At 66.1% G+C, this 20,235-nt stretch carries 22 protein-coding genes; 9 read left to right on the top strand and 13 right to left on the bottom strand.

Annotation, left to right across the window (positions count from 1 at the left end):
* Positions 1-2 precede the first annotated feature (2 nt).
* Genes M8744_RS04810 through paaI form a run of 4 tightly spaced genes read right to left on the bottom strand, consistent with a single transcriptional unit; the run spans position 3 to position 3,509 of the window.
* Complete coding sequence (locus M8744_RS04810) at positions 3-575, bottom strand: TetR/AcrR family transcriptional regulator (RefSeq protein WP_251410315.1); 573 nt, start codon at positions 573-575, stop codon at positions 3-5.
* The gene (paaK, locus tag M8744_RS04815) at positions 575-1,885 is read right to left on the bottom strand and encodes a phenylacetate--CoA ligase PaaK (RefSeq protein ID WP_251410318.1); all 1,311 of its coding nucleotides are present in this window, start codon (positions 1,883-1,885) and stop codon (positions 575-577) included. The genes M8744_RS04810 and paaK overlap by 1 nt, the downstream gene beginning before the upstream one ends.
* On the bottom strand, positions 1,885-3,078 hold the full coding sequence (gene pcaF, locus M8744_RS04820; RefSeq protein ID WP_251410321.1) for a 3-oxoadipyl-CoA thiolase: 1,194 nt from the start codon (positions 3,076-3,078) through the stop codon (positions 1,885-1,887). Before pcaF ends, paaK begins: the two co-directional genes overlap by 1 nt.
* Positions 3,075-3,509 (bottom strand): hydroxyphenylacetyl-CoA thioesterase PaaI, encoded by a 435-nt coding sequence (paaI, locus tag M8744_RS04825; protein WP_251410324.1) that lies wholly within the window; start codon positions 3,507-3,509, stop codon positions 3,075-3,077. The genes pcaF and paaI overlap by 4 nt, the downstream gene beginning before the upstream one ends.
* Positions 3,510-3,628: 119 nt before the next feature.
* Between paaI and paaZ the strand changes: the two genes are divergently transcribed.
* From paaZ to M8744_RS04850, 5 genes are all read left to right on the top strand, one after another.
* Positions 3,629-5,641, top strand: coding sequence for a phenylacetic acid degradation bifunctional protein PaaZ (gene paaZ / locus M8744_RS04830; protein WP_251410327.1), 2,013 nt, complete (start codon positions 3,629-3,631; stop codon positions 5,639-5,641).
* A 358-nt stretch (positions 5,642-5,999) separates the two neighbouring features.
* The gene (locus M8744_RS04835) at positions 6,000-6,224 is read left to right on the top strand and encodes a DUF6471 domain-containing protein (RefSeq protein WP_251410330.1); all 225 of its coding nucleotides are present in this window, start codon (positions 6,000-6,002) and stop codon (positions 6,222-6,224) included.
* Positions 6,182-7,069: a hypothetical protein gene (locus tag M8744_RS04840; RefSeq protein ID WP_251410333.1), complete on the top strand. Its 888-nt coding sequence runs from the start codon at positions 6,182-6,184 to the stop codon at positions 7,067-7,069. Before M8744_RS04835 ends, M8744_RS04840 begins: the two co-directional genes overlap by 43 nt.
* A gap of 136 nt (positions 7,070-7,205) precedes the next feature.
* Complete coding sequence (locus tag M8744_RS04845) at positions 7,206-8,009, top strand: PaaX family transcriptional regulator C-terminal domain-containing protein (RefSeq protein WP_251410337.1); 804 nt, start codon at positions 7,206-7,208, stop codon at positions 8,007-8,009.
* Between the two features lie 27 nt (positions 8,010-8,036).
* Positions 8,037-8,381 carry a DUF2794 domain-containing protein gene (locus M8744_RS04850; protein ID WP_251410340.1) on the top strand — a complete coding sequence of 115 codons (345 nt, stop codon included), beginning with the start codon at positions 8,037-8,039 and terminating at the stop codon, positions 8,379-8,381.
* Between the two features lie 51 nt (positions 8,382-8,432).
* Here M8744_RS04850 and M8744_RS04855 read toward each other — a convergent pair whose 3' ends face one another.
* The 8 genes from M8744_RS04855 to M8744_RS04890 form a co-directional block, all read right to left on the bottom strand.
* Positions 8,433-8,627 carry a DNA gyrase inhibitor YacG gene (locus M8744_RS04855; protein WP_251410343.1) on the bottom strand — a complete coding sequence of 65 codons (195 nt, stop codon included), beginning with the start codon at positions 8,625-8,627 and terminating at the stop codon, positions 8,433-8,435.
* Positions 8,624-9,646, bottom strand: a complete 1,023-nt coding sequence (locus tag M8744_RS04860) for a ribonuclease E/G (protein ID WP_251410346.1) — start codon at positions 9,644-9,646, stop codon at positions 8,624-8,626. The genes M8744_RS04855 and M8744_RS04860 overlap by 4 nt, the downstream gene beginning before the upstream one ends.
* Positions 9,643-10,218, bottom strand: a complete 576-nt coding sequence (locus M8744_RS04865; RefSeq protein ID WP_251410348.1) for a Maf family protein — start codon at positions 10,216-10,218, stop codon at positions 9,643-9,645. Before M8744_RS04865 ends, M8744_RS04860 begins: the two co-directional genes overlap by 4 nt.
* A 1-nt stretch (position 10,219) precedes the next feature.
* Entirely contained in the window at positions 10,220-10,438 is a 219-nt protein-coding gene (infA, locus tag M8744_RS04870; protein WP_043918791.1) for a translation initiation factor IF-1, read from the bottom strand.
* Positions 10,439-10,529: 91 nt separating this feature from the next.
* A complete protein-coding gene (locus M8744_RS04875) occupies positions 10,530-11,426 on the bottom strand; it encodes a carbon-nitrogen hydrolase family protein (RefSeq protein WP_251410351.1) in 897 nt (298 codons plus the stop codon).
* A gap of 79 nt (positions 11,427-11,505) precedes the next feature.
* Complete coding sequence (locus M8744_RS04880; protein WP_251410354.1) at positions 11,506-12,270, bottom strand: LamB/YcsF family protein; 765 nt, start codon at positions 12,268-12,270, stop codon at positions 11,506-11,508.
* Complete coding sequence (locus M8744_RS04885) at positions 12,267-13,190, bottom strand: hypothetical protein (RefSeq protein WP_251410355.1); 924 nt, start codon at positions 13,188-13,190, stop codon at positions 12,267-12,269. Before M8744_RS04885 ends, M8744_RS04880 begins: the two co-directional genes overlap by 4 nt.
* Entirely contained in the window at positions 13,187-14,425 is a 1,239-nt protein-coding gene (locus tag M8744_RS04890) for an NAD(P)/FAD-dependent oxidoreductase (RefSeq protein ID WP_251410358.1), read from the bottom strand. The genes M8744_RS04885 and M8744_RS04890 overlap by 4 nt, the downstream gene beginning before the upstream one ends.
* 139 nt (positions 14,426-14,564) lie before the next feature.
* On the opposite strand from M8744_RS04890, the gene M8744_RS04895 reads away from it, so the two are divergent.
* The 4 genes from M8744_RS04895 (at position 14,565) to M8744_RS04910 (ending at position 18,496) form a co-directional block, all read left to right on the top strand.
* Positions 14,565-15,254 (top strand): hypothetical protein, encoded by a 690-nt coding sequence (locus M8744_RS04895; protein WP_251410362.1) that lies wholly within the window; start codon positions 14,565-14,567, stop codon positions 15,252-15,254.
* Between the two features lie 172 nt (positions 15,255-15,426).
* Positions 15,427-16,770, top strand: coding sequence for a 3-phosphoshikimate 1-carboxyvinyltransferase (gene aroA, locus M8744_RS04900; RefSeq protein WP_251410365.1), 1,344 nt, complete (start codon positions 15,427-15,429; stop codon positions 16,768-16,770).
* A 110-nt stretch (positions 16,771-16,880) separates the two neighbouring features.
* Positions 16,881-17,501 (top strand): (d)CMP kinase, encoded by a 621-nt coding sequence (locus M8744_RS04905; protein WP_251410368.1) that lies wholly within the window; start codon positions 16,881-16,883, stop codon positions 17,499-17,501.
* Positions 17,498-18,496, top strand: coding sequence for an aldo/keto reductase (locus tag M8744_RS04910; RefSeq protein WP_251410371.1), 999 nt, complete (start codon positions 17,498-17,500; stop codon positions 18,494-18,496). The genes M8744_RS04905 and M8744_RS04910 overlap by 4 nt, the downstream gene beginning before the upstream one ends.
* 166 nt (positions 18,497-18,662) lie before the next feature.
* Here the strand turns inward: M8744_RS04910 and M8744_RS04915 are convergent, their stop codons facing one another.
* A complete protein-coding gene (locus M8744_RS04915) occupies positions 18,663-20,219 on the bottom strand; it encodes an AMP-binding protein (protein WP_251410374.1) in 1,557 nt (518 codons plus the stop codon).
* Positions 20,220-20,235 lie beyond the last annotated feature (16 nt).

Below are 20,235 nucleotides of genomic sequence, written 5' to 3' on the forward strand. Positions count from 1 at the left end.
GATCACGCAAGGCTGCGCAAGCCGCCCATAACGAAATCGCCCGCCAGGTCGGCATATTCGGCCCGGCTCATCCCCTTGCCGGGGCGGTGCCACATGTAGAACCAGTTCAGGATCCCGAACACGGTCATCGTGGCAGCACGCAGCCGGTCGGGCGTCAGGCCGGGTGCCTCGGCCGCCACGGCGTCGGCCATTATGGCAACCAGGCGCCGTTGATGGGCGACCAACGGGGCCTGCTTGGCCGCCGGCAACACCGTCAAGGCGTCCAGTTGCAGCTTGTGTTCGGCGTCGGCGTTCTCGTAGGCGGAAAGGATCGCCCGGATCAGGCCACGCATGCCCTGCTCACGAGTGGCTTCGACCACGGCCACAAGATCGCCCAGGTGATCATCGAGGATATCGAACAGCAGATCCTCTTTTGACGGGTAATAGTGATAGAGCAGCGCCTTGGACACGCCACAGGATTTCGCCGCACCCGTCATGCTGGCGCGATCGAACCCGTGGCGCGCGAAATACTGCGCAGCCCCCTTGCGCAGGGCTGCGCGCTTCGCGTCATGGTCGCGCGCCAGACCGCGGGCCATCAATCGCCCTTGGAGCGGTTGTCGATGATCCGCACGGCCTTGCCCTGGCTGCGCGCCACGCCACCCGGGTCAGAGACATGGATTTCCACGCTGACGCCGATCGTCTGCTTGACACGGTGGCCCATGTCGCGTGCCGCCGCATCGCGCGCCGAGGGGCCTACGCCCTCGCATGCCTCGCACAGCACGCGCATGGCATCCATCCGGCCCTTGCGGTGCAGCTCAATCTGGAAATGCGGGGCAAGGTCGCGCACCTGCATCAACACTTCCTCGATCTGGGTCGGAAAGACATTGACGCCGCGCAGGATGATCATGTCGTCACTGCGGCCCGTCACCTTTTCCATGCGCCGCATCGTGCGCGCGGTGCCCGGCAGCAGGCGGGTCAGGTCTCGGGTGCGGTAGCGGATGATCGGGAAGGCCTCTTTCGTGAGCGAGGTGAACACCAGCTCGCCCAATTCGCCATCCGGCAGCACCTCGCCCGTCTGCGGGTCGATGATCTCGGGGTAGAAATGATCCTCCCAGACGTGCAGACCGTCCTTGGTTTCAACGCATTCATTGGCCACGCCCGGGCCCATCACCTCGGAGAGGCCGTAGATGTCGACGGCGTGCATGTCGAACGCCTCTTCGATCTCGCGCCGCATGGCGTTGGTCCAGGGCTCGGCGCCAAAGATGCCCACCTTGAGGGGCGACTTGCGCGGGTCCAGGCCCTGCGCGGCGTATTCATCCAGGATCGACAGCGCGTAGGACGGCGTCACCGTGATGCCCGTGGCCTGGAAATCTTCGATCAGGCGCACCTGGCGCGGCGTCATCCCGCCAGAAATGGGCACCGTCGACAGGCCCAGCTTGTCGGCGCCCAGGTGGATGCCCAGCCCCCCCGTGAACAGCCCGTAACCGTAGGCATTGTGCAGCAGATCACCCGCGCGCAGGCCCGCCGCGCGCAACGAGCGGGCCACCACCGTCGCCCATACATCGAGGTCATGCGCGGTATACCCCACCACCGTGGGCTGGCCGGTCGTGCCAGACGAGGCATGAATACGCTGCACATCGCCGCGCGGCACGGCGAACATTCCGAAGGGGTAATTGTCGCGCAGGTCGGTTTTCGCGGTGAAGGGGAATTTCGCAAGATCCGACAAGGATTTCAGATCGTCGGGATGCAGGCCCGCCTTGTCGAAACTGTTCTTGTAGAACGGCACGTTGTCATAGGCATGGCGCAGAGACCATTTCATCCGCTCCAGTTGCAGCGCCGAAATCTCGTCGCGGCTGGCGGTTTCGATCTGCTCAAGATCGCCGGGTTTGGGCGACAGGTCTTCCATCACACGGCCTCCATCAACAGCGCGATCCCTTGGCCCACGCCAATGCACATGGTGCAGATCGCGCGCTTCGCATCGTTTTCGGACATCGTGATTGCATTCGTCAGTGCCAGCCGCGCGCCGGACATGCCCAGCGGATGGCCCAGAGCGATGGCACCGCCATGCGGGTTCACATGCTCGGCGTCATCGGGCAGGCCAAGCTGGCGCATCGTCGCCAAGCCCTGCGCGGCGAAGGCTTCGTTCAGCTCGATGAAGTCGATATCACCGATTTTCAGGTCATGCCGATCCAACAGCGCCTGGGTAGCGGGCGCAGGCCCGATTCCCATGATCCGCGGCGGCACACCCACCGTGGCCATCGAGGTGACGCGCGCGATGGGTGTCAGCCCGTATTTCCGGACCGCCGCTTCGCTTGCCACGATCAGCGCCGCGGCGCCATCATTCACGCCGCTTGCATTGCCCGCGGTCACGCTGCCGCCCTCGCGGAAGGGCGCGGGCAACTTGGCCAGCTTTTCCAGGGTGGTGGCACGGGGGTGTTCGTCGGTATCCACGACGATCGGATCGCCCTTGCGCTGCGGGATCGTCACCGGCTTGATCTCGCGCGACATGCGCCCCGACGCGATGGCGGCTGCCGCGCGCTCCTGGCTGCGCAGGGCGAACTTGTCCTGGTCCTCGCGGCCGATATTGAAATCTTCGGCCACGTTCTCGGCGGTCTCGGGCATCGAATCCGTGCCGAACTGCTTGTGCATGGCGCGGTTGACGAAACGCCAGCCGATGGTGGTGTCATAGATCTCGGCCTTGCGGCTGAAGGCGGCATCGGCCTTGGGCATGACCAGCGGTGCGCGGCTCATCGACTCGACACCGCCGGCGATCACCACCTCGGCTTCGCCCAGCTTGACCGCACGCGCCGCGCTGCCCACCGCGTCCAGCCCCGAGCCGCACAGCCGGTTGATCGTGGCACCGGGCACATCCTCGCCCAGCCCGGCCAGCAGCGTGGCCATACGCGCGACGTTACGGTTATCCTCACCAGCCTGGTTGGCGCAGCCGATCAGGCATTCATCGACCTGCAGCCCCTTGAACGGGGCGACCAGCTCGCGGATGACACCGGCCAGCATGTCGTCGGGCCGAACATGGGCCAACGCGCCCCCGTAACGGCCGATCGGTGTGCGCCACCCCTCGCAGATGAATGCCTCTCTCATGCGTCGTCCTCCTCGAAATGCTGTCCTGAAACCTGGCGTGAAAGCCCCCGGAACAGCGCCACCTTGCGCCCGTCCTCGCCTGTCACGACCACGTCATAAACGCCTGTCCGGCCGGACAGGCTGATCTCTTGCGCCGTGGCGGTCAACCGCTCACCATGCTTGCCGGGGCTGATGAAGGTGATGGAATTTTCCTGCGCCACGACCATCTTGTTGTGGCTGTTGCAGGCAAAGGCAAAGGCACTGTCAGCCAGCGTGAAGATATAGCCGCCATGACATATGCTGTGCCCGTTCAAGTGATGCTCGGCCACCTCCATCGACAGAATGGCCCGCCCCGGGCCAATTTCGTCAATGCGCGCGCCCAGCCATTTGCTGGCGCGGTCGTCGGCCCACATGGCTTGCGCCGAGCGTTCGGCCCGTTCCTGCGGCGTCATTCCAGCCCCTCCCTCCTGTTCACCAAATGAGCCTGCACAAAACCGACCGGGCGGTCAAGAGTATTGCGCACATGCCCCCGATGCGCCATGCTGCGCGCAAATCCGAAGGAGGGGACCAGATGCTGACACCCGAAAGCTTTGCCTGCGGGCAGTGGATCGCACCGGGCGCGGGCGCGCAACAGATCATCGGCCCGGTGACGGGCACACCGATCGCCCGCGCGGGCGACGCGGCACTTGATTTCGCGGCCATGCTGGAGTGGGCAAAAACGCGCGGCGGCCCTGCCCTGCGCGAGATCACGTTTCACCAGCGCGCCAAGATGCTCAAGGCGCTGGCGGGCTACCTCGATTCCCGCAAGGAAGAGCTTTATGCCCTGAACCCGATGACCGGCGCCACCCGCCGCGACGGCTGGGTGGATATCGACGGCGGTATCGGCACCATGTTCCTGTTCGCGTCGAAGGGGCGGCGCGAAATGCCCGAAGGGCAGGTCTATATCGACGGCGAGATCGAACAGCTTTCGCGCAACGGCACCTTCCTGGGCCAACACATCGCGGTGCCCCTGCAAGGCGTGGCGGTGCATATCAACGCCTTCAACTTCCCGGTCTGGGGGATGCTGGAAAAAATGGCTCCCGCCCTGCTGGCGGGGATGCCCTGCATCGTCAAGCCGGCCACGCAAACCTGCTATCTGACCGAGGCGTGTTTTCGCATGATCGTCGAGTCCGGGATCTTGCCCGAGGGTGCAGTGCAGTTGATCATCGGGCGCACCGGCGACCTGCTGGACCGGCTGGGCGCCCAGGACGTGGTGGCCTTTACCGGGTCGGCCGACACGGCGATGAAACTGCGGGGCAACCACAACCTCTTGCGCAACTCGGTGCGCTTCACCAGCGAACAGGACAGCCTCAACGCCGCGATCCTGGGGCCGGATGCAGCCCCCGACAGCCCCGAGTTCGACCTGTTCGTGAAAGAGGCCCTGGCCGAGATCACCACCAAGGCGGGCCAGAAATGCACCGCGATGCGCCGCCTGATCGTGCCGCGCGCGCAGCTGGACGCGGTGGCACAGGCGCTGGCGGCCAAGTTGGAAGACGTGAAGATCGGCGATCCGGCCGACAAGGCCACGCGCATGGGGGCGCTGGCTTCGCTTGATCAAAAGGCAGACGTGCAGGCAAAGCTGGCGCAGCTCAAGGCCGAGGCGCGGGTGATCTGCGGCGATACCGCGCCAGACGGGCCTGGGGCCTTCCTGGCGCCGACGCTGCTGGCCTGCGACGACCCCGATGGCGCGCAAGCGGTGCACGAGATCGAGGCGTTCGGCCCCGTGTCCACGCTGATGCCCTATGACGACACGGCCCATGCCGCGCGGCTGGCCAATGCGGGCGGGGGCTCGCTGGTGGCCTCGCTGTTTTCGCATGACGCGGGGGTGGCACGCGACGTGACTCTGGCAAGCGCGGCGCATCACGGCCGCCTTTACATCATGAACCGCGACAGCGCCGACGAGGCGACGGGCCACGGCTCGCCACTTCCCCACATGATCCACGGCGGACCGGGCCGTGCGGGCGGAGGCGAGGAGTTGGGCGGCGTGCGCGGCGTGCTGCATTACATGCAACGCACCGCCATTCAGGGCAGCCCCGACATGCTGAGCGCGATCACCGGCACATGGGTAAAGGGCAGCGCCGAGAAAACCGGCCCGAAACACCCGTTCCAGCGCACCTTCCGCGAGATCGAGATCGGCGAAACCATCCACACCGACACGCGCACGGTTTCGCTCGACGATATCGAGCATTTCGCGCATTTCACCGGTGACACCTTCTATGCCCACATGGACGAGGCGGCGGCCAGGGCCAACCCGTTCTTCCCCGGCCGCGTCGCGCATGGATACCTGTTGCTGTCCTTTGCAGCGGGGCTGTTCGTGCAGCCCGATCCGGGGCCGGTTCTGGCCAATACCGGGCTGAACGGGTTGAGCTTCCAGAAACCCGTCAGCCCCGGCGACAGCGTGGCCGTACGCCTGACCTGCAAACGCAAGACCGGGCGTACCGACAGCTATGGCGAGGTTGCCTGGAACGCGACCCTGACCAACCAGGATGGCGAGCAGGTGGCGGAATACGAATTGCTGACCATGGTTGCCTACGACAGGCCGTGATCCGATGGTGTCGCTGACGCGACGCATTTTCAGCCGCGCCCCGAAGGCCGCGGCGGCATGGGGGCTCCGCCCCCGGCGCGCCTCCCCAAGGGTATTTCCGGCCTTATGCAGCAAACGCACCAATAAAGTATGTGCATGGATTCCGCATGTGAATCATAATGTTGGGATGCAGGACAAGACAATCAACAACGCGCTTCTGGCGCTGCGAAAGCAAGGCGGGGAAGTCCAGGAGTTGGCCGAAAGGCTGCTGGCGGCGCGGGGCATTGATCGGCTCCCTCGGAGAGAAGAAAGTACGCTGGCGTACTGAGAGCAGGGACACAAGTAACGCATATAGTACTTTTATTATAGGAGGCGGCGCATGCCGGAACATACAGTCTGGGAAGCAAGATCTGCGAACTTACTCAAGGCCGAGTTGAAATGTAAGGGAGTGACTTACGCTCAACTTGTTGAAAGGCTTGCTGATATTGGAATCAGCGAAAAGGAGGTAAACGTTCGCAACAAGCTGTCCCGTGGGAAGTTTTCAGCGGCGTTTATGTTGGCATGTTTAAGCGCAGTTGGATCATCTCAGTTACACTTGGATTAGCCGTATTTATTTCTGGGCTTTGGTTCTCGTGGAGCGTGTTCTCGGCCTACCAACAACGCCACGCCGATGAACGCGCCACCGCTGCCCAATATTACTCCGATACCACCCAGCATGGCCCAAGAGCCTGCCGGTCCATCGTGGCTGAAACGGGCGTGCTCGACTGGCTTACTTGTTTGGCCGACAATATAAGCGCTGACGGCAGCGTAAAGCAGTCCGAGTATGACCTGAAGGCTCAGCAAGATATGGCTGCGTGGGCGTTCGGGATGCTTGTCGCGACTGTTTGGCTGACTGTGATTACTCTTTTTGGTGTATTTTTTGTCTGGCGCACCCTACTGGCCACCCAAGCCATGGCCAGAGACGCCAGGGAGATCGGTGAGGCGCAGGTCAGGGCGTATATCTCTCCTACGCACGGGGAATATGAGATTGGTCCTCGTGGGCTGAAAGTGCGTGTCTATTTTCGGAATTATGGTCAGTCTCCGGGTAGGGACGTGGCTATCAAAGGAACCGCTCATTTGGCTACACCCGCCACACCCCCGAGGTATCCCGATGATACAGTGCAGCGCGTCACTCCGGAGGCAAGGAACTCTTGGGGTATGGTTCCCGCTTCTGGAGTAGACGATACATTTCTTCACTGGGATGCAGATATCATTGGCCCTGATGCTACAGTCGCCATCATATCCGGGCGCGGAGCTTTTCACATAGAGGGCACACTGGTTTGGAGCGACGTGTTTGGTTCGCACCAGAGCATCAATGTTTTTCTGTGGAGCGACGGTGGCCGACCTACCAGAGATAGCAGCGGCCTGAGAGGGAACTTGTGCGCACACAGCCGAGGAAAACAAGCATAATGCTGAAAACAACGCTTTAATCACCGCTCAGCCTCCGGCTGGTGCGTTTGCGACATAAGGCTAGGTATTTCCGGCAAGAGGAACCCTGGGGGGACACGCATCTTTTCCCCGCATGTTTCGCGGTGTAATCAGGGGCATGGACCCGCTTGCCCCCCTTTTGAAAACGCTTGAAGCCGATGGCCGTTTGCGCGTCTGGTCGCTGGTTATCACCGTGTTCGGCGACAGCGTGCAGCCGCGTGGCGGGCGGGTATCGACCGCCCGGCTGAACCGGCTGCTGGGACGTATCGGCGTGGAACCCGGTGCGCTGCGCACCGCGCTGTCGCGGCTGGGCCGCGATGGTTGGGTGGAAAGCGAGCGCGATGGCCGGTTGAGCCATTACCGGCTGACCGCGGAGGGTCGTGCGAAATTCACTGATGCGACGCATCGGATCTATGCCCCGCCGCCGGACCCGGTGGCGGACTGGGCGCTGAGCCTGGAGGACAGCCAGGATCCGATGGCCCTGCAGGTGGGCGGGCTGGCGCTGCGCCCGGCGGACGGGCCCGCGCCGCCCGCGCGCCTGCGGCTTGTGGGCCGGCTTGAGGCGCTGGCACCGGGCATCGGGGCGGACATTGCTTCGGCCGAGCATCGCGACGCGTTGGGCGCCCTTGGCGCCGACCTCGAGGCGGTGATGACGCCAGAACTGGCCCCGCTCGATGCCGCGGCGGCGCGCACCCTGTTGATTCATCGCTGGCGGCGTATCGTGCTGCGTTTACCGGACCTTCCCGCGCCGCTATTGCTGCCCGGTTGGGACATGGCGCCGCGCGCCGCCGTCGCGCGGGCCTGGCACCGGCTGACCCCGCAAGCCGAGGCCTGGTGGGACCAGCCCGGCCCGAACCTGCCGCCGATGCCGCCTGCCGACGGGGCGCTGATGCGGCGCTTTGGCGGCAAGGGGCTTGATTAATCCGGCCAGCGGCGCAAATCTGGCGTCATGACTTTTCAGACCCCTCCACCGATGCCGCCACGAACGGCCCCCGAGCAGGTGGCTTTCGACCGCCGCGAGTTGGGCGTGATCCTGGGCCTTTACGGGCGCATGGTGGCCGCGGGCGAATGGCGTGATTACGGCATTTCCCATCTGCGCGACGTGGCGGTGTTTTCCGTCTTCCGCCGCACCGCCGAACATCCGATCTACCGCATCGAGAAACGCCCCAAGCTGCGACAAAGGCAGGGCCAATACACGGTGGTCGGCATGGACGGCCAGGTGCTCAAGCGCGGGCACGAGTTGAAAACCGTGCTGCGCGTGCTGGAACGCAAGCTGATCCGCGCGGTGGATTGACGGCCCTGACCGCTGACCGCTGCACCCGACTTTTTCCCGCCGCGTCCAGCCTCAATGCGGCTTTTGCGATGCGCGTTCCATCTCGTGTTCGATTTCCTCGATGGCGCGCTCGACGTCTTCGGGATCTTCCGAGGGGATGGCGTAAGAGCCGCTGAACCATTTCGACAGGTCGATATCGGCGCAGCGTTTCGAACAGAAGGGGCGAAATTTCGGCGCGGTGTCCTTGCCGCAGATCGGGCAGCTCATGACAGCACCTCGGAGAGCGGGCGGCGTTCGCGCTTGCGTTGCAGTTCGTAATGGCCCAGCGGTGTCCAGCCGGCCAGCGTGGTTTCCACCGCGTCGGCGCGAAAGGCGGCGCGCAAGGCGGTCTCGAACGCGCGGCGATCTTTCTTGGGCATCGGCGCCACGTCCAGCGTGACCTGCCCACCCAGGCCCCGCACCCGCAGTTGGCGCGGAAGGTCGCGGGCGGCGGCGATATTGGCCTTGAGCGCGGCAGCCGGCGTGGTGTCGGTGCCGGTGTTCACATCCACCGCCACAAGGGCGCGGGTGGGTTCGATGTAAAGCGACCCGCCCCCGGCCAGCGACACGTGGGGGCTGCGCGCGGCATCGATGCGTTCCAGCACGCCGTGAGTGGCGAATCCGCCGGACTCTGTTATCACCTCGGCAGGGTCTGTCCAGTCGCGCCAGGCCAGCGCGTGGGGCCCGTCACCTTCGACCAGTGTCTCCATCTCGCCGGCGTCATCGGCCATGACAGCACGCGCCAGGTCGGCCATTGCCGCGATATCGGCAGCGATATCGTCTGGCGCGGCGTCCACGCAAGACGACCGCAGGATCAGGCCCATCGCCTCGCCGTCCATCACCTCATGCGCGATTTCCAGCAATTGGTCGCGTATTGAATCATCCCGGATCTTGCGGCTGATATTCAGGCCCGGCGCGCCGGGGGTGACGATAGCATAGCGGCTTTTGAACAGGATCTTCTGTGTCACCGGCATGGCCTTGCCCGGCTCGGCATGGCCGGTCGCCTGCACCAGTACCCGTTGTCCGGGCGACACGCCCCGGACCTGGCGCAGGAAGACCTTGCCATCGGGCGTGGACAGGAACAGCCCGCCCTGCCCCTTCATCGGGCGTTCGGCCACGGCGCGATAGATCGCGCCCACGCGCGGCCCGTCACCATCGACCAGGAGGTCGTCAAGCCGCCCGTCGACCATCAGGGCCGCGGCCTCGCGCCCGTCGAGCGTGTCGAGTATGATCTGCCGTCCCTTCATGCGCCCTTCCATAGCGGGTAGCCCGCCGCCTGCAACAGCCCGGATGTCTCCGCCAGCGGCAGACCCACGACGCCGGTAAAGCTGCCATTGATCCACGGGATCAGCGCGCCGGCCGGGCCCTGGATACCGTAGCCGCCTGCCTTGCCCTGCCAATCGCCGGTGGCGATATAGCCCCGTAACTCCTCGTCCGACAGGCGTTTCATCTGCACGGTGGTCACCACGTCACGTTCCCACAGTCGCGCGCCCAGGCGCAAGGCAACCGCGGTGATCACGCGATGCCGCCGCCCCGAGAGCGCGCGCAGGAACACTGCCGCCTCGGCCGCGTCGGCGGGTTTGCCCAGGATGCGCCGGCCCATCGCCACCGTGGTATCCGCGCACAGCACCAGTTCATCGGGTGCCGCTGGCACGGCTTGCGCCTTTTCGCGCGCGATGCGCGCGCAATAGGGGCGCGGCACTTCCTGCTTGTGCGGGGTCTCATCAATATCGGGCGGGCGGATGTCATCCGCCACCACCCCGATCTGCGCCAATAATTCGCGTCGGCGCGGGCTGCCTGACCCGAGGATCAGGCGCACGTTACTTGAAGCGATAGTTGATCCGACCCTTGGTCAGATCGTAAGGTGTCATTTCCACCTGAACCCGATCGCCAGCCAGAACACGGATACGGTTTTTCCGCATCTTGCCTGCCGTGTGCGCGATGATCTCATGGCCGTTGTCCAGCTCGACCCTGAATGTCGCGTTCGGCAGGAGTTCCTTCACGACACCGGGAAATTCGAGCATTTCTTCCTTGGCCATGGTCTCTCCTTCATTGCGCGACCCGCCTGTGATGCGGGACGAGCGAGTAAATGGGCGCATTCGCGGCGATTTTCAAGGGAAAAACGCATGCCTACAGCGTGATCCGCTCGATATGCGGCAGGCGCTCGGCCTGCTCGGTCCAATGGGTCATGTTCAGCACATGACCATCGGCCCGCACGGCCTCTATGGCGGCACGGTCGATCATGGCATAGGTCCAGCCCGGCGCATCCAGCTTGCCCTCGGCCAGGACGCCGGTTGGTGGAAAGCCCATGTCGGGTGGGCCGAACACGCCGCCCAGGCCGGTGTTCTCCTCGACCGCGTAGATGCGCGGCTGATCGCCCACCAGCGAGGCCATGACGCTGACGCATTGGCATTCAAGCGCGCGGGCCATCGCGCCGATGCGCACGCGCCAGTACCCCTCAAGCGCTTCGGTGCAACTGGGCACCAGCAGGATCTCTGCCCCCGCTTCGACCAGGCTGCGCGCCAGCAACGGGAACTCGCTGTCGTAACAGATCAGGATCGCGATACGCCCCAGCGGGGTGTCGAAGACACGCAAGGGCCCGCCGCCCGAAACGCCCCATTCGTCGCGCTCGAACCGGGTCATGATCTGCTTGTCCTGGTGGCCCACGGCACCGGAGGGGGCGAAAAGATGTGCCCGGTTGACCACCCGCGCGCCGTCCTCGACCGGGGCCGAGCCGCCCAGGATATGCACGCCGAACTCGTTGGCCAGGCGGCCATGCAGCGCATTCATCTCGTCAACCCGTTCGGACACCGCCCGGATCGAGCCCTGCACGTCGCCGGCCACGTTGTCGCCCCCGAGCGAGGCCAGCTCCATCGCGCCGTACTCGGGAAACACCAGCAGATCGGCTCCGGCCTCGGCCGCCTCGGCCACCCAAGCGCGTTGCTTTGCCTCGAACTCGCGCCAATCCGCGAACCAGTCCAGCGGGTAGGCCGCCGTGGCAACCTTGACTTGCGCTTTATTTGTCATTCGAACGCCTCTTTTCTCAACCGTGCCAAGCAATTTCGGGGGCTGGCGGTTTACGCCCCCAGCCTGCCCGCGCCCCGTATCATATCGCGAACCGCTCTACCACGATGCCCGCGTCTTCCAGGCCCGCACGCACGGCACGCGCGATCGCGACCGCCTCGGGCGTGTCGCCATGCAGGCAGATCGTGTCGATCCTTGCCCCGATCCGCCTGCCGCTCGCGGCAATGATCGCGCCTTCCTGCACCATCGCGACGACCCGCGCCGCGGCCTCGCCGGCGTCGTGGATCACCGCGTCGGGCTGCCGGCGATCCACCAGCGTTGCATCGTCGTTATAGGCGCGGTCGGCGAAAATCTCGCCCACCCAGTTGCAGCCCAACGCCTCGACCGCACGCTGTTGCGCTGTGCCCGTGATCGCCATGATCGTCAGCTCTGGCACAACCGACAGCGCCGCCTGGTAGCAGGCACGCGCCAGCGCCTCATCCTCGGTACACATGTTGGCCAGCGCACCATGCAGCTTCAGGTGGCGCACCCGCGCCCCGACCGAGGCCGCCATGCCCAGCGCCGCCCCCAATTGGTACCGCACCTCGTTGGCCAGCGTCGCGTGCGGCACCTGCATCCGGTTGCGCCCGAACCCGGCCAGATCGCGAAAACCGGGATGCGCGCCGATCCCCACGCCCTTTTCATGGGCCCGCGCCATGGTGGCGGCCATCACGTCCGGATCGCCGGCATGAAAGCCGCAGGCGATGTTCGCCGAGGTCACGGTTTCAAGCAACGCCGCGTCATCGCCCATGTTCCAGGCCCCGAAACTTTCGCCCATATCGGCGTTGAGATCCACGCTGCGCGTCATGGTGAGGCTCCTTTCCGCCCGTAAATTCGGGTCATCAGTATGGGTGTCAGGTACATCGGCAGTTGATAACAGCCCAGCAGGATCAGCAAGGGCTCGGTCACCTGTGGCGGCAACGCCATCAAGAACAGCGCGGCATTGCGGTTGCCCGCCACGATGGCCGGGCCCACCGGATCGGGCAGGTGCAGCGCGGAAAACAAGGCAAACCCCGCGATCTGAAGTGCGAAATTGACCGCCATGACAGCCGCGATCAGCGCCAGAACCGGCCCCGGATCAGCCTGCAATGCCGGCCCCAGCGCCGCCATCAGCCCGACAACGATCACCGCCAGCGCCACGGCGTTCAGCCCGTCAAGCGTGCGCGGGTCGGGCGCGCGCCACAGCCATTCGCGCGTGGCAAACCCAGCCGCGGCGGCGGCAAAGATGACAAGAAGCAGGCGCAGGCTCGCCGCGCCCGCCTGCGCGCCCGCCCCCACATCCGGCCCCAACCACAGGATCGGAAGCACCGTCAGCGGCAACAGCGCCGTGCCCAGAACCAGCAGCCGCAAGGCCGGGGCCGGATCATGGCCAAGCATGATCGTGAAGTTGACCGACCCGGTAACCGCGGGCGCCGACAGCATAAGAAGGAACGCCAAGGCATAGCCATGATGCATCAACCCCGCCGAGGCCAGCACGACCAAGGCCGCCAGCGGCAAGGCCAGTTGCAGCAGCAGCACCAGCCACAGGGATTGCCGCGCCTCGGCCAGCCGCCCCAGCGCCGCGCGCCGCCCGATCCGCAGCGCGTTCAGGTACAGCAGCAGCGCCACGAGATGTGGAAGAAACGGTTTTATCAGCGCGGACAGCCCGGGCAACAGCAGCCCGCCCGCCAACCCCATGACCAGCGCCCAACGCCCATGCGCAGCAATGAAATGCAGCACCGCGATCATGCGAAACGCCCGGGCGCATAGGCCGCCATGTCGACATTGGGCCGCTGCCCCAGCACCATCTGCGCCAGCCAGCGCCCGGTGACCGGCCCGGATGTCAGCCCGACATGCTGATGGCCCACGCCCACCCATGCCCCGGCCAGGCCTAGCACGGGGCCGATCACCGGCAGGCTGTCTGGGGTCGAGGGGCGATGGCCCATCCACGTGGTCTGCCTGTCCCAGCGCAGCTCGGGGAAATTGCGCGCCAGCGCGCGGCGCAGCATGGAGAGCGGCGCGCGGGAGGGACCGGCGCGCAGCCCGCCCAGCTCGACGATCCCGGCAAGGCGCACACGCCCCGTCATGGGCGTCACGACGAATTGCCCCGCCGCCACCATCGTGGGCGCACGCGGGGCCGTTGAGGCGCCCCACAGCTCAAGATGATAGCCACGCTCGCTTTCCAGCGGAACACGCAGCCCCATGTCGCGCATCAATGGCCCTGACCATGCCCCGGCGCATAGCACCAGGTCATCGCAGGCCAGCACGGTTTCGCCCGTGCGCAGGCCGGCCACACGCGCGCCCTCGCGCGCGATGCCTGTGGCCTCGGCCCGCAGAATGCGCCCGCCCTGAGATTCAAAATGCCGGGCCAACTCGGTGACATAGGCCTGCGGGTCGCTGATGCGCCCATGCCCGCCCATGCGCATCGCGCAGGCAAAACGCGCCAGCAGCGGGTCATACTCGGCCAGCGCCGCGCCCTCCAGCCGGTCGCTCGCACCCCCCAGATCGCGCCGCAGGGCCCACCCCGGCGCGGCGGCCTCCAACGCGGCGCGGTCGCTGTAGGCATAAATGTAATCACAGGGAGCCAGGTGCCTCTCGGCGCCGGTTCCAGCGGCCAGGGCCCGGTGCTGGTCGAGACTGTCCAGTACCAGCGGCGCCAACGCCTGTGCGATGCGCGCGGTCTCGCGCGTGGTGCAGCGCCGCGCGAAACCGGCCAGCCAGTGCATCATGAACGGCAGGTAGGACCAGCGCAGAAACAGGGGCGCGTCCGGGTTCAACGCCATGAAGGGCGCGCGCCGGATCAGCCCGGGTTCGGAATTGGGCAACACGGCTGCCGCCGCCAAAAGCCCCGCATTTCCCTGGCTTGCGCCAGCGGCCGGACCATCGCGATCAACCAGCGTGACCGCCGCGCCACCGCGCTGCAACCAAAGCGCCGTGGCCACCCCGACAATGCCCGCGCCTACGACGATCACGTGTTTTTGCATCGACTCATGCCCCCTGTTCCGGCCCAAACTCGCTCTTGGGCGCGCAATTGCCAAGCCCCGGCCGGTGGCGTCACACCGATTGCACGCAATGGGCAAGCGCCGGTATGTTGATTGCGAGCGGCAAGCAGGGAACAGCAGCATGGCGGAAAAGAAAACACTGGCGCAGCCCGGCAGGCTGGTGATGGCCGGGGGTGGCTTCGTTTTGCTGGTGCTGGTCGTGGCGGCTGTCGTGATGTTTGTCAGCCTGCCCGACGCCAACGTGTTCAACGATCGCGTAGCGCAGATCTTCGCCGAGAATGACGCGCTGGTAAACCCAAATGAAATCAACCTGTTGATGGTTCTCGGTCAATCCGGCACCACCTTTGCCGAGGTCCTGTCATCCTACCGGCTGATCATCCTCGTGCTGCTGGTGCTGGCCTTTTGCCTGCTGCTGTCATCGCTATATTTCCTGATGACCAACGCCGCGCTCAACCAGCACCTTTTGCAGATCGAGCGGGCCGGGCTGCACATCACCGCGCTGGAACTGAACCGCGCGCAAAAGCTGGTGTCGATCAACAGCATGGAATTTTCACTGACCGATAACGCCTTGGAAACATTATCGGTTCTTTGCGAAGCGCGGCTGGATGACGAGATCATTAGCGGCGTCGAACTCGAGGCCGCAATCTCGGGGCGGCGGGCCGAGGAATGCGAAGAGGCGGCCGGCGCCACGCGGATCAAGCGGCTGCGCGACCACCTGGGCAACCAGTTGTTGAGCCAGCTTCTTATCCGCCATGTCTCACGCGAGGGCTACATGTTGACGATCAGCCCGGACGTGATCCGCCTGCGCTGATATATTCATGGGCGCCGTAAATATGCAAACCTCGCGCGGCTTCGGCCCTGTGCCGCGCGGTCGCGCGGCTGGCCGCGGGCAGAGTGAATTTCGGAAAGATGACGCAACGGGCAATGGACGCCGTGGCCGCGCCACGCTAGAGGGTTTCGCGACACGATGAACGAGGTGTGCGATGTCCTCTCATGGTCCGGCAGTTCCCCTGACCTCGCGCGCGGGCGGCGCGCTTAGCGGTGTGGCCCATGTGCCCGGCGACAAGTCGATCAGCCATCGCGCGCTGATCCTGGGCGCGTTGAGCGTGGGCGAGACCGTTGTGACCGGCCTGCTGGAGGGCCAGGACGTGCTGGACACGGCCGCCGCGATGCGCGCCCTGGGCGCCGAGGCGACGCGCGATGACGATGGCACGTGGCGCGTGCACGGGGTGGGCGTGGGCGGCTTCGCCGAACCGGCCCGGGTGATCGATTGCGGCAACTCGGGCACCGGCGTGCGGCTGATCATGGGGGCGATGGCCACCTGCCCGATCACCGCGACATTCACCGGCGATGCCAGCCTGAACAAGCGCCCGATGGCGCGGGTGACCGATCCGCTGGCGCTGTTCGGGGCGCAGACGGTGGGGCGCGCGGGCGGGCGGTTGCCGATGACGATCCGGGGCGCCGAAAACCCGGTGCCGGTGCGCTACGCGGTGCCGGTGCCTTCGGCGCAGGTGAAATCGGCGGTGTTGCTGGCCGGGCTGAACGCGCCGGGCCAGACCGTGGTGATCGAGCGCGAGGCGACGCGCGACCACACCGAGCGGATGCTGGCGGGATTTGGCGCCGAGATCGTGACCGAAAAGACAGACGAGGGCCGCGTGATCACCCTGACAGGGCGGCCCGAACTGCGCCCGCAGACCATCGTCGTGCCACGTGACCCGAGTTCGGCGGCCTTCCCGGTCTGCGCGGCGTTGATCGTACCCGGGTCGGATGTGCTGGTGCCCAATATCGGGCTGAACCCGACGCGGGCGGGGCTGTTCTTCACCTTGCAGGAAATGGGCGCCGACCTGGCCTTCGAGAACATGCGCGAGGAAGGCGGCGAGCCGGTGGCAGACCTGCGCGCGCGCTACTCGCCCGCGCTGGCTGGGGTCGAAGTGCCCGCCGAACGCGCGGCCAGCATGATCGACGAATACCCGGTGCTGTCGGTGGTGGCGGCCTTTGCCACGGGCAAGACCCACATGCCGGGCGTCAAGGAGCTGCGCGTCAAGGAATCCGACCGGATCGACGCGATGGCCACGGGCCTGCGCGCCGCGGGTATCGCGGTGGACGAGGGCGAGGATTGGTGGACGGTGCATGGCCGTGGCCACGGGGCGGTGCCCGGCGGCGTGACCGTGCAGACCCATCTCGATCATCGCATCGCGATGTCGTTCCTGGTGCTGGGGCTGGCCAGCACCGCGCCGATGACCGTGGATGACGGCGGGCCGATTGCCACGTCTTTCCCGGTATTCGGCCCGTTGATGGCCGAGCTGGGCGCAGTGATCGAGGGCTGAACCCGGCGCCGATGCTGTTGGAAGCCGCCCGGTTTTGTGCGAACAAGGGCGCCCGGAATGACATGACGGCACCGCCCCACGGCCGGTGCGAAGCGCGAGGAGAGTGGCCGATGGCCTTCACCATTGCAATCGACGGGCCGGCCGCGGCCGGCAAGGGCACGGTATCGCGCGCGGTGGCCGCGCATTTCGGGTTCGCCCACCTGGATACCGGGTTGCTGTACCGTGCGGTCGGCGCGCGGATGCTGGCGGGGATAGAGCCGGTTGAGGCCGCGCGGACGCTGCGCGCCGAAGACCTGGAAGACGACGCGCTGCGTACCCCCGAGGTAGCGCAGGCAGCCAGCAAGGTGGCCGCAATCGGCGCGGTGCGCGCGGCGCTGGTGGATTTCCAGCGTGCCTTTGCCCGGCGCGCGGGCGGCGCGGTTCTGGACGGGCGCGACATCGGCACGGTGATCTGCCCCGAGGCCGAGGCCAAGCTGTTCGTCACCGCCAGCGCCGAGGTGCGGGCCGAGCGGCGGCATCGCGAGTTGACCGACAAGGGGGTACAGACGGATTTCGCCACCGTTCTTGCCGACGTCAGGGAACGAGACGCGCGCGACATGAGCCGGGCCGACGCGCCCTTGCGCGCGGCCGAGGACGCGGTGGAGATAGACACCTCGCACATGGATATCGATACGGCGGTGGCCACGGCCATCGCGGCGGTCGAAACGGCAGTGAAGGAGAAGACGGAATGAACCTGCCCAAGCGCAAGATCGGCGAGGCCAGCACCTCGGCCCTGGGGATCGGGGCGATGAGTTTCGCCGAGTTCTACGGGCCGACGACCGAGGAAAACTCTTACGCCATCCTGGATGCGGCGATGGAGTTGGGGGTGCACCATATCGACACCTCGAACGTCTATGGCATGGGCCGGTCCGAGCGCGCCATCGGCGCCTGGCTGGCGGCCAATCCGGGGGTGCGCGACGATCTGCATATCGCGACCAAGGGCGGGATCACCCGCGATGCCGACGGCAAGCGGCGGTTCGACAATTCGCTGCAACACCTGGAGGCCGAGCTGGACCAGAGCCTGGCGCGGATGGGGATCGACTGTGTGGACCTGTATTACGCCCACAGGCGCGATGCGGCCATGCCCATCGAAGAGGCGACCGAGGCGCTGGGCGCGCTGGTGAAGAAGGGCAAGGCGAAATCCATCGGCTTTTCCGAGATCGCGCCAAGCTCGTTACGCCGTGCCCACGCGGTGCACCCGGTCGCGGCGGTGCAGTCGGAATATTCGCTGGCCACCCGCCAGCCCGAGCTTGGGCTGGTGCAGAGCTGCGCCGAGCTGGGCGTGGCGCTGGTGGCGTTCTCACCCGTTGGCCGCTCGCTGCTGACCGACCATCCGCTGACTGCCGAGGCGGTGGCGCGCCTTGATTTCCTGAAGGTGAACCCGCGTTTCCAAGCGCCGAATTTCGCCGCCAACCTGGCCGCGACCGACCGCTTTCGCGCGCTGGCCGCCGAGATGGGCGTGCCTGCGGCCGCGCTGGCGATTGGCTGGGTGCTGGCGCAGGGCGACCACCTGCTGCCGATTCCGGGCACGCGATCGGTCAGCCATTTCCGCGAACTGGTGCAGGGCGCGCGACTGGAGCTTTCCGCCGACGACATTGCCCGGATCGAGGCGGTGCTGCCGGTCGGATGGGCGCATGGCGACCGCTATTCCGAGGCGCAATGGGTGGGGCCGGAGCGGTACGGCTGACAGGGTTGGCGGGGGCCGGATTGCCTGGTTGCCTGGTTGCCGGGCTGAAACCCGGCCGACATCTTGGGCGTGGTTTGGTTGCCGGGTTGAAGCCGGGCCTAGCGATTGGTTTCGGCGGGCGAAGGCCAGGGCCGATGGTTGCACCATCACGCCGGGCGATTCGGCGCTAGGCGCCGACCCGGTCACGCAGGACGCGGCGCAGTATCTTGCCGCTGGCCGATTTGGGAACCTCCTCGACCACTTCAAGGCGGTGAACCTGCTTGTAATGGGCCAGCCGCGCGTCGAGATGCGTTTGCAGGGCTTGCAGGCTCGGCGGCGCGGCGCCGGTACGGGGCACGACAAATGCCATCGGCACCTCGCCCGCGTCAGGGTCGGGCACGCCGATCACCGCCACATCGGCGACGTCGGCATGGGTCAGCAGCTCGGCCTCCAGCTCCGCCGGGGCGACCTGGAACCCCTTGACCTTGATCAGTTCTTTCAGCCGGTCGGTCAGGTAAAGATATCCGTCCTCGTCGAAATGGCCGATATCGCCGGTGCGTAGCCAGCCGCCCTCGACGATGGTTTCGGCGGTGGCCTTCGGGTTGTTGAGGTATCCCTTCATCACCTGCGGGCCGCGCACCCACAATTCGCCATCCCGGCCCGGGGGCAGATCGTCATGGGTTTCGGGGTCGACGATGCGGCATTCGGTGTTCGAGGTGGTGACGCCCGAGGCCCCGGGCCGCCCCCGCCCACCGGGCGAGATATGCGACGTGGGACTGAGTTCGGTCATGCCATAGCCTTGCGTGGCCGCGGTGCCCAGCCGCTGGCCCATCGCCTCGGCCACGTCGGCGCCCAGCGGCGCGGCAGCGGAATTGACCTGTACGACATGGGAAAAATCCGCGCCCTCCACCATCGGGTGCTTTGCCAGCGCAAGGGCGACGGGCGGCACGATCCACAGGCGGGGCGTGCGGTGTTTCTGCAAAAGCTCCAGGTACAGGCCAAGGTCGAAACGCGGCATCGTCACCAGGCCGCCCCCCGCCGCGAGATAGACGTTTTGCAGGATTTGCAGCCCGTAAATGTGGAAGAATGGCAGGAACGCCACCGTCATCTCGCCCGGTCGCAGGCCCGCAGGTTCCAGGCATTGGTCGATATTCACGACAAGGTTGCGATGGGTCAGCATCACCCCCTTGGGCAGCCCCGTGGTGCCCGAGGAATAGGGCAGCGCCACGACATGGTCGGCCACGTCCACCGGCGCCTGCCGGGTCAGCGGCGCGCCCATCAGGTCAGACAGCGGCGTGAACCCGGCGGGCGCGTCGCCGATCACGACGATCTCGCGCACATCCGTGCCCTGCGCGGCCGCGCGGGCGGTGTCTGCGAACATCGGAACGGTCACCAGCAGGTCGGCGCCGGCATCCTTCAACTGGTGCGCCACTTCGTGCGCGGTATAGGTGGGGTTGATCGTGGTCACCGTGCCGCCGGCCCAGGCGCTGGCGTGGAAGACCACGCAGTATTCGGGGATATTGGGGGCCATCAGCGCCACGGTGCGGCCCGCGCCAAAGCCGCGCGCCGTCAGCCCGCCGGCCAGCGATTGAACGGCCGCCACGAATTGTGCGCCGGTCATGGCCCGGCCCGAGGGCCCGTCGACCAGGAGTGTCATCGCCGGATCTATCCCCGCGAAGACGCGTTGCGTGACCGTCAGCTCCGTCAGCGGCACGTCGGGAAAGGGGCTTTTGTAAATGGTCATTGCAGTCTCCTCCCTG

Origin of the sequence: Lutimaribacter degradans, from assembly GCF_023703375.1 — a bacterium.
Lineage (GTDB): Bacteria > Pseudomonadota > Alphaproteobacteria > Rhodobacterales > Rhodobacteraceae > Lutimaribacter > Lutimaribacter degradans.

Coding starts and splice junctions, on each gene's coding strand:
- aroA (WP_251410365.1), top strand. CDS start 15,427: ATGTCCTCTCATGGTCCGGCAGTTCCCCTGACCTCGCGCGCGGGCGGC.
- M8744_RS04890 (WP_251410358.1), bottom strand. CDS start 14,425: ATGCAAAAACACGTGATCGTCGTAGGCGCGGGCATTGTCGGGGTGGCC.
- M8744_RS04905 (WP_251410368.1), top strand. CDS start 16,881: ATGGCCTTCACCATTGCAATCGACGGGCCGGCCGCGGCCGGCAAGGGC.
- paaI (WP_251410324.1), bottom strand. CDS start 3,509: ATGACGCCGCAGGAACGGGCCGAACGCTCGGCGCAAGCCATGTGGGCC.
- paaZ (WP_251410327.1), top strand. CDS start 3,629: ATGCTGACACCCGAAAGCTTTGCCTGCGGGCAGTGGATCGCACCGGGC.
- M8744_RS04835 (WP_251410330.1), top strand. CDS start 6,000: ATGCCGGAACATACAGTCTGGGAAGCAAGATCTGCGAACTTACTCAAG.
- M8744_RS04910 (WP_251410371.1), top strand. CDS start 17,498: ATGAACCTGCCCAAGCGCAAGATCGGCGAGGCCAGCACCTCGGCCCTG.
- M8744_RS04880 (WP_251410354.1), bottom strand. CDS start 12,270: ATGACGCGCAGCGTGGATCTCAACGCCGATATGGGCGAAAGTTTCGGG.
- M8744_RS04885 (WP_251410355.1), bottom strand. CDS start 13,190: ATGATCGCGGTGCTGCATTTCATTGCTGCGCATGGGCGTTGGGCGCTG.
- M8744_RS04915 (WP_251410374.1), bottom strand. CDS start 20,219: ATGACCATTTACAAAAGCCCCTTTCCCGACGTGCCGCTGACGGAGCTG.
- M8744_RS04810 (WP_251410315.1), bottom strand. CDS start 575: ATGGCCCGCGGTCTGGCGCGCGACCATGACGCGAAGCGCGCAGCCCTG.
- pcaF (WP_251410321.1), bottom strand. CDS start 3,078: ATGAGAGAGGCATTCATCTGCGAGGGGTGGCGCACACCGATCGGCCGT.
- M8744_RS04895 (WP_251410362.1), top strand. CDS start 14,565: ATGGCGGAAAAGAAAACACTGGCGCAGCCCGGCAGGCTGGTGATGGCC.
- infA (WP_043918791.1), bottom strand. CDS start 10,438: ATGGCCAAGGAAGAAATGCTCGAATTTCCCGGTGTCGTGAAGGAACTC.
- M8744_RS04860 (WP_251410346.1), bottom strand. CDS start 9,646: ATGAAGGGACGGCAGATCATACTCGACACGCTCGACGGGCGCGAGGCC.
- M8744_RS04850 (WP_251410340.1), top strand. CDS start 8,037: ATGACTTTTCAGACCCCTCCACCGATGCCGCCACGAACGGCCCCCGAG.
- M8744_RS04840 (WP_251410333.1), top strand. CDS start 6,182: ATGTTTAAGCGCAGTTGGATCATCTCAGTTACACTTGGATTAGCCGTA.
- M8744_RS04875 (WP_251410351.1), bottom strand. CDS start 11,426: ATGACAAATAAAGCGCAAGTCAAGGTTGCCACGGCGGCCTACCCGCTG.
- paaK (WP_251410318.1), bottom strand. CDS start 1,885: ATGGAAGACCTGTCGCCCAAACCCGGCGATCTTGAGCAGATCGAAACC.
- M8744_RS04855 (WP_251410343.1), bottom strand. CDS start 8,627: ATGAGCTGCCCGATCTGCGGCAAGGACACCGCGCCGAAATTTCGCCCC.
- M8744_RS04845 (WP_251410337.1), top strand. CDS start 7,206: ATGGACCCGCTTGCCCCCCTTTTGAAAACGCTTGAAGCCGATGGCCGT.